The sequence below is a fragment of the Labrys sp. E2SS-1L genome, from assembly GCF_057073705.1.
Map to the genome: position 1 here is coordinate 3,731,289 of NZ_CP172712.1, position 15,866 is coordinate 3,747,154.

The following is a 15,866-nucleotide window of genomic DNA, read 5'->3' on the forward strand; positions in this document are numbered from 1 at the left end:
TGTCTCCTTTGTTCGTCTATCGGGGGGTACTGGGGGTATTGGAACGGTCGCCAAAGCGGCCGCGCAGATTGAAGAAAGTCTCGACCAGGCCGAACACGATCATCAGCGGCATCGCGATCCAGGACAGGAACACGCACAGCAGATAGGTCACGGCCAGGATCAGAGGACGCATGGCGCCGCCACGCGTAAGGACATGCACCGCCGCAAATCCCTGGATCAGGAAGGCACCGAGCAGCGCTGCCAGCAGCAACTGCCCGGCAAAGCCGACCGTGCCGGGAAGCAGCGAGACGGCACAGGCAATCGCCAACAGGCCCAGCGACCAGGTCGGCAGGCGGAGTTCCGCCGCGACGTCGGGCCAGGGGCGGGGCAGGCGGCCCGAGATCAGGGCAATGCGCGCCGACAGCCACAGGCCGCCGAGATTGGACACCGTGGTGAACAAGGCGGCGAGCGGCAGCAGGATCACGCTGAAGACCTGCAGGAACGCCTCCGGATCAACGCCGTCCTTGGCGGGAATCGGTTGATCCTTCGATCCGCCCATCATGATGCGATAGGCCTGCATGAGTTCGGTGCGCAGATTGGCCAGCGCCTGTTCAGGCGTCGAGCCGAGTGCGAGAATGCCGAAAAGGGTCCCTGCCATTCCCAGCACCGCAGCGACGACCGCCAAGGTGCCAAGCGAGAGGGGCGCACGATCGATCGCACTGTCGCCATAGCCGGCAACGGCGAGATAAGCCAGCCCCCAGGCCGGCAAGGCTCGGGAAACACCGAACTGCAGGGCGAGGCGGAGTGGGGAGGAATCGGGGGATTGGGCGGCAACGCCCGATGCGACCAGAGCCAGCACTGCCATGGCAGAGACGGCGGCGGCAAGGCCGGCGCGGTATCCCCAGCACAGCGTGGCCAGGGTAATCGGCAACGCGGACAGGACCGAGAGCAAGATGCCAAAACCCGAGCCGCTCAGGGGAGCGAGCGCCAGGATGGCTGCAGCAAGGCCGGCACCAAGGCCGATGGGAATATCGCGTTGCATCGTCGAGCTGTCCCGCTGTCGCGGTTAGAGGCCTTGCGGTGAAGACCCCAGCCATGGCCGGATTGTCCGGCTGACTGTCGTTGGAGATAGGCGGCGAGGCACGAAAGCGCCTCGCCGCAGAATCATCAGCCGATCACGTAAGGCAGCAGGCCCAGGAAGCGGGCGCGCTTGATGGCCTGAGCCAGCTCGCGCTGCTTCTTGGCCGAAACCGCAGTGATACGGGAAGGAACGATCTTGCCGCGCTCGGAAATGTAGCGCTGCAGGAGCTTGACGTCCTTGTAGTCGATCTTCGGCGCGTTCGGGCCCGAGAACGGGCAGGTCTTGCGGCGACGGAAGAAGGGGCGGCGTCCAGGTGCGGTAGCCATGATTACTCTTCTCCCTGCTGCTCTTCAGAAGCGCCTTCGAAGCGCTCACGGCGCGGGGGGCGATCATTGCCGCCGGAGCGGGGGCCGCCACGGCCGCCACCGAAGCCGAAGCCACGGTCGTCATCGCGACGCTCGTCGCGGTCGGACTTGCGCAGCATCGCCGACTGGCCTTCCTCGAGCTCGTCGACGGAAAGGGTGAGGAAGCGCAGGATGTCTTCGGAGATCGACATCTGGCGCTCGACTTCAGCCACGGCCGCATGCGGCGCGGTGATGTTCAGCAGCGTGAAGTGAGCCTTGCGGTTCTTCTTGATGCGATACTGCAGGGACTTTACGCCCCAATATTCGGTCTTGCCGACGGTGCCGCCATGCGCTTCGATGACGCCCTTGAACTGGGCGGTCAGCGCTTCGACCTGCTGGGAGGTCACGTCTTGGCGAGCCAGGAAGACATGCTCGTAATTCGGCATGAGATGGCCTGTCCTTTGGTTACAACGCGTCGTGGTTGTCACGTTCGCCTGGCGCGAAGCCCCTCGTGACCCGGCAGGCCGTCGAGGAATGTCTTAAGAGGGCGAAGACACGGGATGCCGGAACCCTGGGGTTCCACTGCGCAAGCGCAGCCATCCGTTCAGCCTCCGGCCAAAGCGAAGCCGGGTCCATACAGAGTTTGCCGCATCAGCGCAAGGACTAAGTTGTCTATACTAGATGCAGGCCGCCGTCGCATGCGATCACGGTGCCGGTGACATAGCCGTTCTCGACCAGGAATTGAACGGCATGGGCGACCTCGTCGGCGTGTCCGACCCGGCCGACCGGCAGGATCTCCCGCTGTTCGCGGAAGAGATCGTCCCTGAAGCTCGCGGGAAACCGATCCCACCAGGGGGTATCGACCACGCCGGGGGAGACGGCGTTGACACGACTCGGCTTCAACTCACGCGCGAGGCTGCCGATCATGGCTTCTATGGCCCCATTGATGGCGCCGAGGCCGGCGGTCCCCGGTCGGGCGATGCGGGCAGAGATCGCCGTGATGAAGGTGATGCTGCCTCCCGCCCGTAGATGGGCAGCTCCTGCCTGCGCCGCCTGGATCTGCGGCCAGAACTTCTCCTCGAAACCGGCTCTCAGGCTTTGAAGGTCGAGCTCGGCCAGGAGACCGGCCCCCTGGCCACCACTCAGAGCCAGGATCAGGTGGTCGATGGGTCCCATCCGATCGAAAAACTGGTCAAGTGCGCTGCGCTCTCGAGCATCGAAGGCCGCAATCTCGATGGCATGACCGGCCGTGGCCGCCCGCAACTTGGCAAGGTCGCGCCCGGTGGCGACAACCTCGGCCCCGGCAAGGCTCAGGCGAAGTGCGGTGGCGAGCCCGATGCCCGACGAACCACCGATGACGATGACCTTTTGCCTGCTGCGTTCCATGGCTTGCTCTCCAGTGCTGCGAGGCCCGGTTCGCCTTGCCTCGTTTCGTGCACAAGCCTAGGAATTGCTCGATTATCATTCAAATCGTTTGGATTTATGATGTCTATCATCGATAGTGATTTGAGGAGGCTGGATCTCAATCTTCTCCTGGCCTTCCATGCTCTTATGGCGGAGCGCAACGTCACCCGCGCCGCCGAACGGCTGTTCATCGGCCAGCCGGCGCTCAGCGGCGCACTCAAAAGATTGCGGTCGGCCTTCGGCGATGAATTGTTCGTTCGCACGCGACAGGGCATGGCGCCCACGCCGCGCGCCGTCGAACTCGCCGGCGCGATCGATCCCTTGCTGCTCTCCCTCCAGCAGGCTCTTCGCCGCAAACCCAGTTTCGATCCGGGCACGGCCGAACGGGTCTTTCACATCGGGCTCAGCGACGCCCTCGAAGTGGCCTTGATGCCCAAGCTGGTCCAGCAATGCGCGCGCACGGCGCCCGGCATCAGGCTGATATCCTCCTTCACGGATCGAACGCGCGCTTCGTCCATGCTGGACGCGGGCGAAATCGATCTCGCGATCGGCGTCTTCGACGAGGCGTCCACCTGGCATCGAGGCCAGGCCTTGTTCGACTGGACCTTCGTCTGCGTCTTCGATCCCCGCCACATCGCCTTGCCCGGCGGCCGTCTCACATTGGAGGACTATCTGGCCTATCCGCACCTGCTGACTTCCTTCAGCGGCGAATTGCATGGCTTCATCGACGAAAAACTCGAAGGGCTGGGGCATAGACGCAACGTGCTGTTCGCCAGCCGGAACTTTGCGACCAATCCTCTGATCGTCCGGCAGATGGCCGCTTTCGCCACTGTGCCGTCCTTTGTCGCCGATGCCTGGGCAGAAACCTTGCAGCTTTCAACCGCCAGCCTGCCCTTCGAAAGCCTGACCACGCAAGTCAGCCTGCTATGGACGGCCATCAGCGATGCCGACGCCGGCCTTGCCTGGCTGATTGCGCAATTCGAGCACCTCTACGGACGCGGCACCGCCCGATCCTATTGATGCGATCAGGTTTTCGCGGATGTCAGGATCGAGGCGAGGATGGCGATCGCCAGCGTTGCGAAAGTGATCGCCATGGTCAGCACATTGTCGAACTCGCCGATGAGGCGTTCGTAAAAAATCACGACGCCGATAAAAACCAGCAGCGCCGCCAACGCGACCTTCAGATACCGAAATTTGGCGATGAGCGCGTCGATGACGAAATACAGGGCCCGCAGACCAAGAACGGCGAAGATGTTCGAGGTGTAGACGATGAAGGGATCCTGCGTCTGGGACAGTACCGCCGGCACGCTGTCTACGGCGAAGACGATGTCAGCCACGTTGATCACCGAAAAGGCGGCGAACAGGGGCGTCGCGTACAGGACGGGCTTGCCGTCGCCGCCCGGCAGACGAACAAAGAAGTGCTCGCCCTCGATCCTCGTCGTCATGCGCAAATGGCGCATGAACCAGGCAACCGCCCTGTTCTGGTCGAGGTCCAGCCGATCGTCGACGCCGCGCAGCATGCGCAGTCCGGTCACGATCAGGAAGAAGCCGAACAGATAGAGCACCCAGGCAAACCGCGCCACGATCGCCGCGCCCAGGCCGACGAAGACACCCCTGAGGACGATGGCGACGACGATCCCCCAGAACAGCACGCGATGCTGATATTGGCGAGGCACGCCAAAAAAGGCGAAGATCACCGACATCACGAAGACATTGTCGATCGAAAGCGACTGCTCGAGCGCATAGGCGGTGAAGAACAGTGATCCTTTTTCCGGCCCGAAATACAGCCATGCGCCGCAACCGAACATGGCGGCCAGCACGGCATAGGCCGCCGTCAAGACAATCGACTGGCCGAGCGACAGCACTGGAATGCGGCGATTGAGATAGCCCAGATCGAAGATGAGAATGGCGGTGATGGACGATGCGAAGATCGCCCAGAACCACGGCGGCGCTCCGAGCATGTCGTCGGATGCCAGAGATAGTCCGGACCATTCCATGGATCGCGCGCTCGTTTTTCGGCTTCCGGCTCGGCGATGTGGGTGGTTCGTGCAGTGATGGTGCCGGGGAGGGGATGTGTCAACCGCCCCGCGCATCCTTCGAGATTGCGCGGCGGACAGCCGTAGCAACGCGGACGTTCTTGTGGGCACCCGGGCCTGGAGGCGAAAATATTCTAGCGCCGGGGTTATGTGGCGATATGATGACGCTCCTTCAGTAGAGAATCCGAGCAGCGTTGGCTTCATCACCTCCTATACCTTCCGGCAATCCGATAACCCCGCAGCAGAAGCGGCTGGCTTTCGGTGTGCATTTGTTTACGGCCAGCGGTGTGCTGTGGGGTTTTCTTGCCCTGATAGCGGCTGTCCAGCACGATTGGCGCACGATGTTCGCCTGGCTGGCGCTTGCCTTGTTCGTTGATGGCATCGACGGCACGATCGCCCGCAAGATCAATATCACCGAAGCCTCGCCCCGCTGGTCGGGCGTCGCCCTCGATCTGATCATCGACTATCTGACCTATGTCATCGTTCCCGCCTATGCCCTCTACAGTTCGGGCATGCTCGGCGGTTCGAGCAATGCGCTCAACCTCATCGCCATGGCGGTGATCCTTCTCACCAGCGCGATGTATTTCGCCGACAACGAGATGAAGACGGAAGACGCCTGGTTCAAAGGCTTCCCGGCGGTGTGGAACCTGATCGTGTTCTATTTCTTCCTGCTCAGCCCGGCCGAACCGACGATCCTCTCCATGACGGCCATCTTCCTGGTGGTTCTGGCACTCGGCCTGATGACCTTCGCATCCTTCGTTTTCGTGCACCCGCTGCGGGTGGCCAAACTGCGCATGCCCACCCTGATCCTGCTGGTGGTATGGTCGGTTCTGGCGATCAAGGCGATCTGGGAGAATGTCGATCCGGCCCCCTGGGTCACCTGGGCGCTTTGTATCATCGGCGTCTATTTCCTGATTCTCGGATATTTCCGCACGGCACCACCCCAAGGCCGCATTGCCGAGTGAGCCCTGGGCGCTCTAATATCGAGCGTTTTCCATCTGAGCCGAATTCTGCATTCCGACACGACTTGATTTCAACGACAGGTATTTGCCATGCCCGCAGCCATTCGCGTTCACCAGACCGGCGGCCCCGAGGTTTTGACTTATGAGGAAGTCGCGACGCCGCTGCCGGCACCCGGCGAGGTCCTGATCCGTCAGCATGCCTGCGGCGTGAACTATATCGATACCTATTACCGCTCCGGCCTCTACAAGGCGCCATCCCTGCCTTTCACACTCGGCGCGGAGGGGGCGGGAGAAGTGGTCGCTGTCGGCGAGGGCGTGACCGAGTTCAAGCCCGGTGACCGTGTGGCCTATGCCGGTGCGATCGGCAGCTATGCCGCGGAGCGCACCTATCCCGCCAACCGGCTCGTGCCGCTGCCGGACGCGATTTCCTACGAGCAGGCCGCCGGCATGATGCTCAAGGGCATGACGGCACAATATCTGATCCGGCGCACTTTCAAGGTCGCGACCGGCCAGACAGTCCTGGTGCATGCGGCTGCGGGCGGTGTCGGGCTGATCCTTTGCCAATGGGCCAAGGCGCTGGGGGCAACGGTAATCGGCACGGTGGGTTCGGAGGAAAAGGCGGCCCTGGCGCGCGCCAACGGCGCCGACCATACCATTCTCTATCGCAGCGAGGACTGGGTGAGGCGCGTCGCCGAGATCACCGATGGCCGCAAATGCGAGGTGGTCTATGACGGCGTCGGCAAGGATACCTTCCCCGGTTCGCTCGACTGCCTGAGGCCGCTCGGCATGTGGGTCTCCTTCGGCAATGCCTCTGGCCCCGTCGAGCCTGTTCCGATGCTGCTCCTGTCCCAGAAGGGCTCGCTCTTCGCCACCCGCCCGACGCTGGGGACCTATGTCGCCGAGCGCGCCGACCTTCTGGCGACGGCCAGCGACCTGTTCGAGACGGTCGCCTCCGGCAAGGTCAAGATCCCCGTCAACCAGCGCTATCCGCTCAAGGATGCCCGCAAGGCGCATGAGGACCTTGAAGGGCGGGGTACGACGGGATCCTCGATCCTGCTGCCCTAAGCGCGTCACGAGACTTCCGTTACGGTGGCGCATGGCCGAAGACATCTACGACCCTCAATTCGTGAAAGGCGTCTTCGATCGCTGTTCCGATAGATATATCGCGTTCAGCACCTGGTGCTCGCTCGGCTTCACCGAGCGCTGGCGCCGGCAATGCGTCGAGGCGCTGCCGGCACCAGAGGCCCCGGCTGCCACGGGTTATGATCTCATGGCTGGCACCGGCGAGGTCTGGCCCCATCTCTTGAAACGCTATCCGGCGATTGCCGGCATCGTCGCCGTCGACATTTCAACGGGCATGCATCAGCGCGCCATGACCCGCCTTCATGCACATCGAGCCCACAAGATCGCCTTCATCGAGGACGACGTGCTCTCCAGCACTCTGCCCGACGGCGGCGCGGATTTCGTGATTTCGACCTTCGGCCTGAAGACGTTCAACCCGACCCAGCATCGCAAGCTCGCGGCCCTTATCGCCCGCTGCCTCAAGCCGGGCGGCAGTTTCTCGCTGATCGAAGCTTCCGATCCCAAGGGATGGTGGCTCCGACCGCTCTATCTGTTCCATCTCAAGATAGTGCTGCCCATGATCGAGCGCTTCCTGCTGAAGGGAGCACAGGACTTCGCCATGATCGGCACCTACAGCACCAATTTCGGCGACGCTTCCGCCTTCGCCCGAATGCTGGAGGCGGAAGGCCTGCAGGTGAGCTACCGGAAGTTCTTTTACGGATGCGCAACCGGCGTATGTGGGCGCAAGCCAACCGGGCGGATGCTTCCACCTTCATAGCCGCTCGCCTCATGCATGCCATGTTTTTCAGCTCCAGAGCATTCGGTAAGAGTCACGAATAACCCTTTGAAAGACAAATCGAAGAATGCTGTTGGCACAGGGAGCGCCAGGGTGGCACCGGGGGGCGGAATGGGCTAAAGCGTTTGGCGATTTAATGGAATCACTGAGAGTCGCCAAAGCGTTTTGCGATTTGAACGGACGACTTCAAATCGCAAAGATGCGTCGAAACAAGGAGCTAGAGCAAATTGGCGTTCACGCTCGAACGCGCTTTGCTTCAGGACGCGTCGAGAACGAAGAGCGTGAGCAAGGAGCGTTTCCCAAACGCGTCTTGCCCATGAGGACGCCGCAGAATCGGTTTGAGGCCGTGCATTGACTGACGAAAACGACAAGAGGCCGGATGACGGGGAGCCGTCCGACATCCGCTCGACTTCCATCACCGACGAGATGAGGCGCAGCTATCTCGATTACGCCATGAGCGTGATCGTGAGCCGCGCCCTGCCGGACGTGCGTGACGGCCTGAAGCCGGTCCATCGGCGCATCGTGCATTCCATGTACGAGAACAACCACACGCCCGACCGCAAATACGTCAAATCGGCCAATATCGTCGGCGCCGTGATGGGTCAGTACCATCCCCATGGCGACCAGTCGATCTACGACGCCCTGGTCCGCATGGCTCAGCCTTTTTCGATGCGGCTGATGCTGGTGGACGGGCAGGGCAATTTCGGCTCGGTCGACGGCGACCCGCCGGCGGCCATGCGCTACACCGAGTCGCGCATGTCGAAAGCCGCTGTGGCGATGATCGATGACATCGACAAGGATACGGTCGACTTCCAGGAAAACTATGACGGCACCAAGTCGGAGCCGACGGTTCTGCCGGCGCGCTTTCCCAATCTGCTGGTCAACGGTGCCGGTGGCATCGCCGTCGGCATGGCCACCAACATTCCGCCCCACAATCTCGGCGAGGTGATCGACGGCTGTCTGGCCTATATCGACAATCCGGCCATCACCATCGACGATCTGATGGAACTGATCCCGGGGCCGGATTTCCCCACCGCGGCCAATATCGTCGGCCGTTCCGGCATTCGCTCGGCCTATAATACCGGGCGCGGCTCGATCATCATGCGCGCCACCGCCACGATCGAGGAAATCCGCAAGGATCGTGACGCCATCATCGTCACCGCCATTCCCTACCAGGTCAACAAGGCGACGCTGCAGGAACGCATTGCCGAGTTGGTGCGCGAGAAGCGGATCGAAGGCATCGCCGAAGTGCGCGACGAGTCTGACCGCCAGGGCATGCGCCTCGTCATCGAGCTCAAGCGCGATGCGGTCGGCGAAGTGGTGCTGAACCAGCTCTATCGCTTCACCTCGCTGCAGACGAGCTTCGGGGCCAATATGGTGGCGCTGAATGGCGGCCGGCCCGAACTGCTCAATCTCAAGGACATGATCTCGGCCTTCGTCGATTTCCGCGAAGAGGTGATCAGCCGCCGCACCAAATATCTGCTGAACAAGGCGCGGAACAGCGCCCATATCCTGTGCGGCCTCGCCACCGCCGTCGCCAATATCGACGAAGTCATCCGTATCATCCGCACAAGCCCCGACCCGACCACAGCCCGTGAGGCCTTGATGGGCCGCGACTGGCCGACGGGCGACATCGCGCCGCTGATTCTTTTGGTCGACGATCCCAAGCATCCGATGAACGAGGACGGAACCTACCGTCTTTCGGATGCCCAGGCTCGCGCCATCCTGGAACTGCGCCTAGCCCGCCTGACCGCTCTCGGCCGCGACGAAATCGGCGACGATCTGCAGAAACTGGCCGACCAGATTCGCGACTACCTCGAGATCCTGCGCTCGCGCGCGCGCATCATGTCGATCGCTCGCACCGAACTGGAAGAGATGAAGGCGCTGCACGCCACGCCTCGTCTCACCGAAATCCTCGATTCGGACGCCGATTTCGAGGACGAAGACCTGATCCAGAAAGAGGACATGGTGGTCACCGTGTCCCATGCCGGCTATGTCAAGCGCGTGCCTCTCTCTACCTACCGGGCGCAGCATCGCGGCGGCAAAGGTCGCTCCGGCATGCAGACCAAGGAAGAGGATTTCGTCACCTATCTGTTCGTGGCGAACACCCACACGCCGGTGCTGTTCTTCTCCTCCAAGGGCCGCGTCTACAAGGAAAAGGTCTGGCGCCTGCCCCTGGCGGCGCCCCAGGCACGCGGCAAGGCCTTCATCAATCTGCTGCCGATCGAAGCGGACGAGCGGATCACTTCGATCATGCCGCTGCCCGAGGACGAGAACCAGTGGGCGACGCTGCACATCATGTTCGCCACCTCGTCCGGCACGGTGCGGCGCAACGACCTTTCGGATTTCGTCCAGGTCAACCGCGCCGGCAAAATCGCGATGAAGCTGGAGGAAGGCGAGCAGATCCGGGACGTCTCGATCTGCACCGCGGCGGACGACGTGCTGCTCACCACCGCCCTTGGCCAATGCATCCGCTTCCCCGTGCCCGATGTACGCGTGTTCAAGGGGCGTGACTCCATGGGCGTACGCGGCATCAGGCTGGAGGGCGAAGACACCGTCATCGCCATGGACATCATCGCCCATCGCGAGATTTCCCCCGAGGAGCGGTCCGCCTATTTCAAGATGCGTCGCGCCGTGGCCGGCGAAACCGAAAACGGTGACAATGGCGTCGAGGAAGTCGAGGAAACGAGCGAAGCCGCGGTGGAGATCACCACCGAGCGTTACGCTCAACTCTCGGCCGAAGAGCAGTTCATCCTTACCATTTCCGAAAATGGCTATGGCAAGCGCTCTTCGTCCTACGAATATCGCATCACCGGCCGTGGCGGCAAAGGCATCGTCGCCATGGCCGTCAACCAGCGTAATGGCAAGCTGGTCTCCTCCTATGCCGTCGAGCACAGCGACCAGATCATGCTGGTGACCGATGGCGGCCAGCTCATCCGCTGTCCGGTCGAAGGCATCCGTATCGTTGGACGCGGCTCGCAGGGTGTCATCGTCTTCAACACCGCCGAGGGTGAGAAAGTCGTCTCCGTCGAGCGCGTCAGCGATGAGGGTGACGAGGACGAAGAAGGCGGCGAGGAATAGCCCCAACAAAAAAAGCGGCACCCACTAAGGGTGCCGTTTGCAGGTTCCGGAAGGGCTTTTCGATCAGCCGAACCGGCGGTCTTGGAGGGCGGAAACCATCGCATCGCCGCAGGTTGCGGACGATGCGAGGCAAAACGGGGGGATCATTGCGCCAGCTTGATCTTGACCAGCGTGGTCTTGCCGGTGTCCTGGTAGACTTGGACCAGCGTCACCGGCGGCATCGCCTGCTTGGCAGCGACGTCGCCTGCACAGGCGGCAATGAGTGAATTCTTGCTGCAATCGGCAGCGAGGGATGCAACGTTCAGCCTGTCACCGCGGCTTGCGGCAACCTGCTGAGGCTGCATGCGGGCCACGTCGAGGAGAGAGGCGGCGGCGAGGGCGAAGAGGCTTGCACCGATTGCCAGGGCGGGGCGAAGGGTTGTCATAGCCATGCATCCTATCAGTTCAGGTGTGTCTCAACCTTGTTTGATCACTTATGACCCATTAACCATGATGCGACCGTGACTCGCCGTGCGCTTTCGCACACGCCGTCCTCGCGGAGGCAGCGTTTGCGCGACAGGGACGGTGGAGACGAGAACAGCGAGGGCCATGTGCATCAACCGATTTGGGGGCAGGATTTGCCCGTAGGACCGCAAATTCCGAGGCATTTCGCTTGAACTGTATCGTGCCCCGGATAATGCGATGGCCGGCCAGAAAGTTCCCTGAGCGGTCGATCATCGGAACGATTTTCGTTGCCTTCGGCAGACGGGCCTCGCCTCGATGGTCGGCGCAGAGTGTACCAAAATGAAACATTCCTGATGCCTGGACCTTCGGCTTAAGCCTTAGGGCGTGCCATCGGTTATGGTCTGGAGTTTGACGAGGTCAAAATGGTGGGACGGAAGGGGCAAGCGCTGCCAGGATTTCGCGTCAGGGCAAGCGAAGCGACCAAGCCGCAAGGCTTGCGTCATCGGATGCCTTCCTCTCGGCAAACATCGCTCCCATCAAAACGAAACCACAACCCGCCCCAACGATGAGAGTGCCATGACCTCAGCCCATGCGACGCCCAGGACGGCCTTCTATGCGGGCTCCTTCGATCCCCTGACCAACGGCCATGTCGACGTCATCCGGCATGCTGCGGCCGTGGCTGATCGACTGGTGGTTGCCATTGGCGTGCATCCCGGCAAGGCTCCTTTGTTCACGGCCGAAGAGCGCATGGACATGATCCGCGAGGATTGCGGCCCGTTGCTTGGCCCTGACCGATTGGAAGTCGTCACCTTTGCGGATCTCGCCGTCGATGCGGCCCGGCGCGTGGGAGCGACCTTGCTGATCCGCGGTCTCAGGGACGGCACCGATCTCGACTATGAAATGCAGATGGCCGGCATGAATGCCGCCTTGGCACCCGGTGTCCAGACCGTTTTCCTGCCATCCTCGCCGATCGTGCGCCCTATCACCGCCACGCTTGTGCGCCAGATCGCGGCCATGGGCGGCGATGTCTCCGGATTCGTACCGGCAGGCGTGCTGCGCCGCCTGAAGGCGCGGTTCGCCAAATCGACGCCCTAGGGCAAACCCTGCAATCCATTCCGTCTTCGAGGGAGACAATCCTTGCTTCGTATTCTTTCTGCTTTGGCCGTCGTGATCGGCCTCTTCGCCGTGGCTCCCGCCCAGGCTGCCCAGGCCGATGCCAACACCGTCTATCTCGACACCCAGTACGGCCGCGCCACCATCAAGCTGCGTCCCGACCTCGCGCCCAAGCATGTCGAGCAGATCAAGACGCTGGTGAAGCGCGGTTTCTACAACGGCATCGTCTTCCACCGCGTGATCGAGGGCTTCATGGCCCAGACCGGCGATCCCACCGGCACTGGCACCGGCGGTTCGGACCTGCCCGACCTCAAGGCCGAGTTCACCAACAAGGCCAAGTTCGTGCGCGGTGTCGTCGGCATGGCCCGTTCCTCCGATCCGAATTCGGCCAATTCCCAGTTCTTCATCATGTATGCCCCGCAGGCCAGCCTCGATGGCCAGTACACCATCGTCGGCGAGGTGGTGTCGGGCATGGACGCCATCGACAAGATCAAGAAGGGCGATGCCAGCGACAACGGCATGGTCAGCAATCCCGACAAGATCATCAAGATGCAGTTGGCCAAGTAAGGTTTGCACCGGCTGCATTCGCCAATTGCAAGACGGGCGGCCAGGCACTATCTAGCCGTCATTCCACTTCGCTTTCCGACAGAAAGGAGCGTGCCGATGGCCGCTGATCCCGAAAACACGATCGTCATGGAAACCACGCAAGGCCGTGTCGTCATCGAATTGCGTCCGGACCTCGCCCCCCAGCATGTCGAGCGCATCAAGCTGCTCGCCCGCGAGAAATTCTATGACGGCATCGTCTTCCATCGCGTGATCGATGGCTTCATGGCGCAGGCCGGCTGCCCCGACGGTCGCGGCACCGGCGGCTCCAAGCACCCGAACCTGCCGGCCGAGTTCAACGACGAGTCGCATGTGCGCGGCATCTGCTCGATGGCCCGTTCCTCGATGCCGAACTCCGCCAACTCGCAGTTCTTCATCGTGTTCGACAACGCCAAGTTCCTCGATCGCCAGTACACGGTCTGGGGCAAGGTCGTGGAAGGCATGGAGAACGTCGACAAGATCAAGCGCGGCGAGCCGGTGGTGAACCCCGACAAGATCGTCTCCATGCGCGTCCAGGCCGACATCGCCTGAGCACGCCCTGAGACAAGCAATCGGGCATCACCGGAGAGATCCGGTGGTGCCCATCCTATTTTTGGCGTCATTGCGAGTGCAGCCAAGCAATCCAATTCTCATGAAGCGTAGACTTGGATTGCTTGGCCCCACGCGCAATGACGTTCCAATGACAAAGCAAGACCAGATTTGGCTGCGCGGACGTTGAGCATGCGCGTTTCCGATTTCGATTTTCATCTGCCTGCCGAAAACATCGCGCTTCGCCCCGCCGAGCCGCGCGACCACGCACGCCTGCTCGAAGTCGGCCCGGTTCACGGCAGCCTGGCCGATCGCATCGTATCCGACCTGCCCAAGCTGCTGCGGGCAGGCGACATGCTGGTTTTCAACGACACCAAGGTCATCCCCGCCAGGCTCGACGGCCTGCGCCGCCGCCCGGGCGGGGCAGGGGCCGCCATCGAGGCGATGCTGCACCAGCGTCTCGGACCGGCCCAGTGGAAAGCTTTCGCTCGCCCCGGCAAGCGTCTGGCGGTGGGGGACATCATCGAATTCAGCGAGAATTTGAGCGCCGCTGTCGAGGAGAAGGGCGAAGGCGGCGAGGTCACGCTGCGCTTTTCGCTGGAAAGCGCAGCGTTGGACGTGGCGATCGCGACGGTCGGCCATATTCCGCTGCCGCCCTATATCGCCTCCAAACGCGCCGACGATGCCAGGGACCGCGAGGACTACCAGACCATCTATGCCAAGGCCGATGGCGCGGTTGCCGCCCCCACGGCCGGCCTGCATTTCACGCCGGACCTCTTCGCCAGGCTGGACGCGGCCGGAATTGCCCGCCATTTCGTCACGCTGCATGTCGGCGCCGGCACGTTCCTGCCCGTGAAAGGTGAGGATCTATCCGAACACAAGATGCATGCCGAATTCGGGGTCGTGACCGCGGAGGCGGCGCAGGCGCTCAATGCCGGCAAGGCCAGGGGAGGGCGCATCATTGCCGTCGGCACCACCTCGCTACGCCTGCTCGAAAGCGCCGCCGCTGAGGACGGCACCCTCGAGCCCTTCGCCGACGAGACCTCGATCTTCATCACCCCGGGCTACCGCTTCCGTACCGCCGATGCCCTGATGACCAATTTCCACCTTCCCCGATCGACCTTGATGATGCTGGTCTCGGCCTTCGCCGGCTACGACACCATGAAGACCGCCTATGCCCATGCCATCGCCGCGGGCTACCGCTTCTATTCCTATGGCGATGCCAGTCTGCTATGGCGGGCACCATGCTGAAAACTTCGACATCGACCGTCGGTGAGGTCTCCTTCGCCATCCATGCCACCGAGGGTACGGCTCGCACCGGTGCCCTGCATCTGGGGCGCGGCAGCGTGCGCACACCAGCCTTCATGCCGGTCGGCACCGCCGGCACGGTCAAGGCGATGTATATCGACCAGGTCAAGGACCTCGGTGCCGACATCATCCTGGGCAATACCTACCACCTCATGCTCCGCCCGGGAGCCGAGCGGGTGGCCGCACTCGGCGGGCTGCATGAATTTTCACGCTGGCAGGGCCCGATCCTCACCGATTCCGGCGGCTTCCAGGTGATGTCGCTGGCGGGACTGCGCAAGCTCGACAAGAACGGCGTCACCTTCCGCAGCCATATCGACGGCTCCTCCCATCGCCTCACGCCCGAGCGCTCGGTCGAAATCCAGACCCTGCTCGACTCCGACATCATCATGCAGCTCGACGAATGCGTGCGCCTGCCCTCGACCCGCAAGGATATCGAGCGCGCCATGCGGCTGTCGCTCGATTGGGCCGAGCGCTCGAAGCGCGCCTTCGGAACCCAGCCCGGCAAGGCGATCTTCGGCATCGTGCAGGGCGGCGACATTCCCGATCTGCGCATTGCCTCTGCGCAGGCACTGGCCGGCATGGACTTTCCCGGCTACGCCGTGGGAGGCCTCGCCGTCGGCGAACCGCAGGCCGTGATGCTGGAGATGATCGAAACGGTCGAGCCGCATCTGCCGCGCGAGAAACCACGCTATCTGATGGGCGTCGGCACACCGGACGACCTGATCGAAAGCGTATCGCGCGGCATCGACATGTTCGATTGCGTGATGCCGACCCGTGCCGGGCGCCATGGCCTGGCCTATTCTCGTTTCGGCAAGGTCAATCTCAAGAATGCCCGCCATGCCGAGGATCCGCGCCCGCTGGACGAGGCCTCGTCTTGTCCCGCCGCCCGCGACTATAGCCGCGCCTATCTGCACCATCTCACCAAGGCCAATGAGATTCTCGGCATGATGCTGCTGACCTGGATCAACCTGGCCTACTATCAGGAGCTGATGGCCGGCATGCGCGCCGCCATCGCCGCAGGGCGCTTTGCCGATTTCAAGGCCGAGACCAAGGAAAACTGGGCCCGGGGCGATATGGCCAGGCTGTAATCTATCGGTGTGCCGGTCTCGCCGCAGGTGCAGCCCA

General features: G+C 62.5%; 16 protein-coding genes. 10 read left to right on the forward strand and 6 right to left on the reverse strand.

The annotated features are described in order from the left end of the window. Nucleotides 1-16 precede the first annotated feature (16 nt). From ACIGJE_RS17285 to ACIGJE_RS17300, 4 genes are all read right to left on the reverse strand, one after another. A complete protein-coding gene (locus tag ACIGJE_RS17285) occupies nt 17-1,021 on the reverse strand; it encodes a YybS family protein (protein WP_367622726.1) in 1,005 nt (334 codons plus the stop codon). 125 nt (nt 1,022-1,146) lie between these two features. After that, the gene (gene rpsR, locus ACIGJE_RS17290; RefSeq protein ID WP_068295067.1) at nt 1,147-1,386 is read right to left on the reverse strand and encodes a 30S ribosomal protein S18; all 240 of its coding nucleotides are present in this window, start codon (nt 1,384-1,386) and stop codon (nt 1,147-1,149) included. 2 nt (nt 1,387-1,388) lie between these two features. Continuing rightward, the gene (gene rpsF, locus ACIGJE_RS17295; RefSeq protein ID WP_311938446.1) at nt 1,389-1,850 is read right to left on the reverse strand and encodes a 30S ribosomal protein S6; all 462 of its coding nucleotides are present in this window, start codon (nt 1,848-1,850) and stop codon (nt 1,389-1,391) included. Nucleotides 1,851-2,076: 226 nt separating this feature from the next. Beyond that, on the reverse strand, nt 2,077-2,790 hold the full coding sequence (locus ACIGJE_RS17300; RefSeq protein ID WP_483678167.1) for an SDR family oxidoreductase: 714 nt from the start codon (nt 2,788-2,790) through the stop codon (nt 2,077-2,079). A gap of 120 nt (nt 2,791-2,910) precedes the next feature. Between ACIGJE_RS17300 and ACIGJE_RS17305 the strand changes: the two genes are divergently transcribed. Next, nucleotides 2,911-3,828: a LysR family transcriptional regulator gene (locus ACIGJE_RS17305; RefSeq protein WP_483678169.1), complete on the forward strand. Its 918-nt coding sequence runs from the start codon at nt 2,911-2,913 to the stop codon at nt 3,826-3,828. 5 nt (nt 3,829-3,833) lie between these two features. Here the strand turns inward: ACIGJE_RS17305 and ACIGJE_RS17310 are convergent, their stop codons facing one another. Next, nucleotides 3,834-5,048, reverse strand: coding sequence for a TerC family protein (locus tag ACIGJE_RS17310; RefSeq protein WP_311938452.1), 1,215 nt, complete (start codon nt 5,046-5,048; stop codon nt 3,834-3,836). Here ACIGJE_RS17310 and ACIGJE_RS17315 point away from each other — a divergent pair. The 4 genes from ACIGJE_RS17315 (at nt 5,039) to gyrA (ending at nt 10,745) form a co-directional block, all read left to right on the forward strand. Then, nucleotides 5,039-5,809: a CDP-alcohol phosphatidyltransferase family protein gene (locus ACIGJE_RS17315; RefSeq protein ID WP_483678171.1), complete on the forward strand. Its 771-nt coding sequence runs from the start codon at nt 5,039-5,041 to the stop codon at nt 5,807-5,809. The genes ACIGJE_RS17310 and ACIGJE_RS17315 overlap by 10 nt on opposite strands. A gap of 87 nt (nt 5,810-5,896) precedes the next feature. Then, nucleotides 5,897-6,871, forward strand: coding sequence for a quinone oxidoreductase family protein (locus tag ACIGJE_RS17320; RefSeq protein WP_311938456.1), 975 nt, complete (start codon nt 5,897-5,899; stop codon nt 6,869-6,871). Between the two features lie 31 nt (nt 6,872-6,902). Beyond that, on the forward strand, nt 6,903-7,646 hold the full coding sequence (locus ACIGJE_RS17325) for a class I SAM-dependent methyltransferase (RefSeq protein ID WP_415081175.1): 744 nt from the start codon (nt 6,903-6,905) through the stop codon (nt 7,644-7,646). 369 nt (nt 7,647-8,015) lie between these two features. Next, nucleotides 8,016-10,745: a DNA gyrase subunit A gene (gyrA, locus tag ACIGJE_RS17330; RefSeq protein ID WP_415081177.1), complete on the forward strand. Its 2,730-nt coding sequence runs from the start codon at nt 8,016-8,018 to the stop codon at nt 10,743-10,745. A 143-nt stretch (nt 10,746-10,888) separates the two neighbouring features. Here gyrA and ACIGJE_RS17335 read toward each other — a convergent pair whose 3' ends face one another. Further along, nucleotides 10,889-11,170, reverse strand: a complete 282-nt coding sequence (locus ACIGJE_RS17335; protein WP_415081179.1) for a hypothetical protein — start codon at nt 11,168-11,170, stop codon at nt 10,889-10,891. Between the two features lie 595 nt (nt 11,171-11,765). Here ACIGJE_RS17335 and coaD point away from each other — a divergent pair. The 5 genes from coaD to tgt all read left to right on the forward strand — a co-directional run bounded on the left by coaD (nt 11,766) and on the right by tgt (nt 15,829). Next, nucleotides 11,766-12,284: a pantetheine-phosphate adenylyltransferase gene (gene coaD / locus ACIGJE_RS17340; RefSeq protein WP_311938464.1), complete on the forward strand. Its 519-nt coding sequence runs from the start codon at nt 11,766-11,768 to the stop codon at nt 12,282-12,284. 42 nt (nt 12,285-12,326) lie between these two features. Further along, complete coding sequence (locus ACIGJE_RS17345) at nt 12,327-12,869, forward strand: peptidylprolyl isomerase (RefSeq protein ID WP_376717694.1); 543 nt, start codon at nt 12,327-12,329, stop codon at nt 12,867-12,869. A 96-nt stretch (nt 12,870-12,965) separates the two neighbouring features. Next, nucleotides 12,966-13,436, forward strand: coding sequence for a peptidylprolyl isomerase (locus ACIGJE_RS17350; protein WP_068295034.1), 471 nt, complete (start codon nt 12,966-12,968; stop codon nt 13,434-13,436). Between the two features lie 189 nt (nt 13,437-13,625). Beyond that, nucleotides 13,626-14,684, forward strand: coding sequence for a tRNA preQ1(34) S-adenosylmethionine ribosyltransferase-isomerase QueA (queA, locus tag ACIGJE_RS17355; RefSeq protein WP_415081182.1), 1,059 nt, complete (start codon nt 13,626-13,628; stop codon nt 14,682-14,684). Then, nucleotides 14,678-15,829, forward strand: coding sequence for a tRNA guanosine(34) transglycosylase Tgt (gene tgt, locus ACIGJE_RS17360; protein WP_415081184.1), 1,152 nt, complete (start codon nt 14,678-14,680; stop codon nt 15,827-15,829). Before queA ends, tgt begins: the two co-directional genes overlap by 7 nt. Nucleotides 15,830-15,866 lie beyond the last annotated feature (37 nt).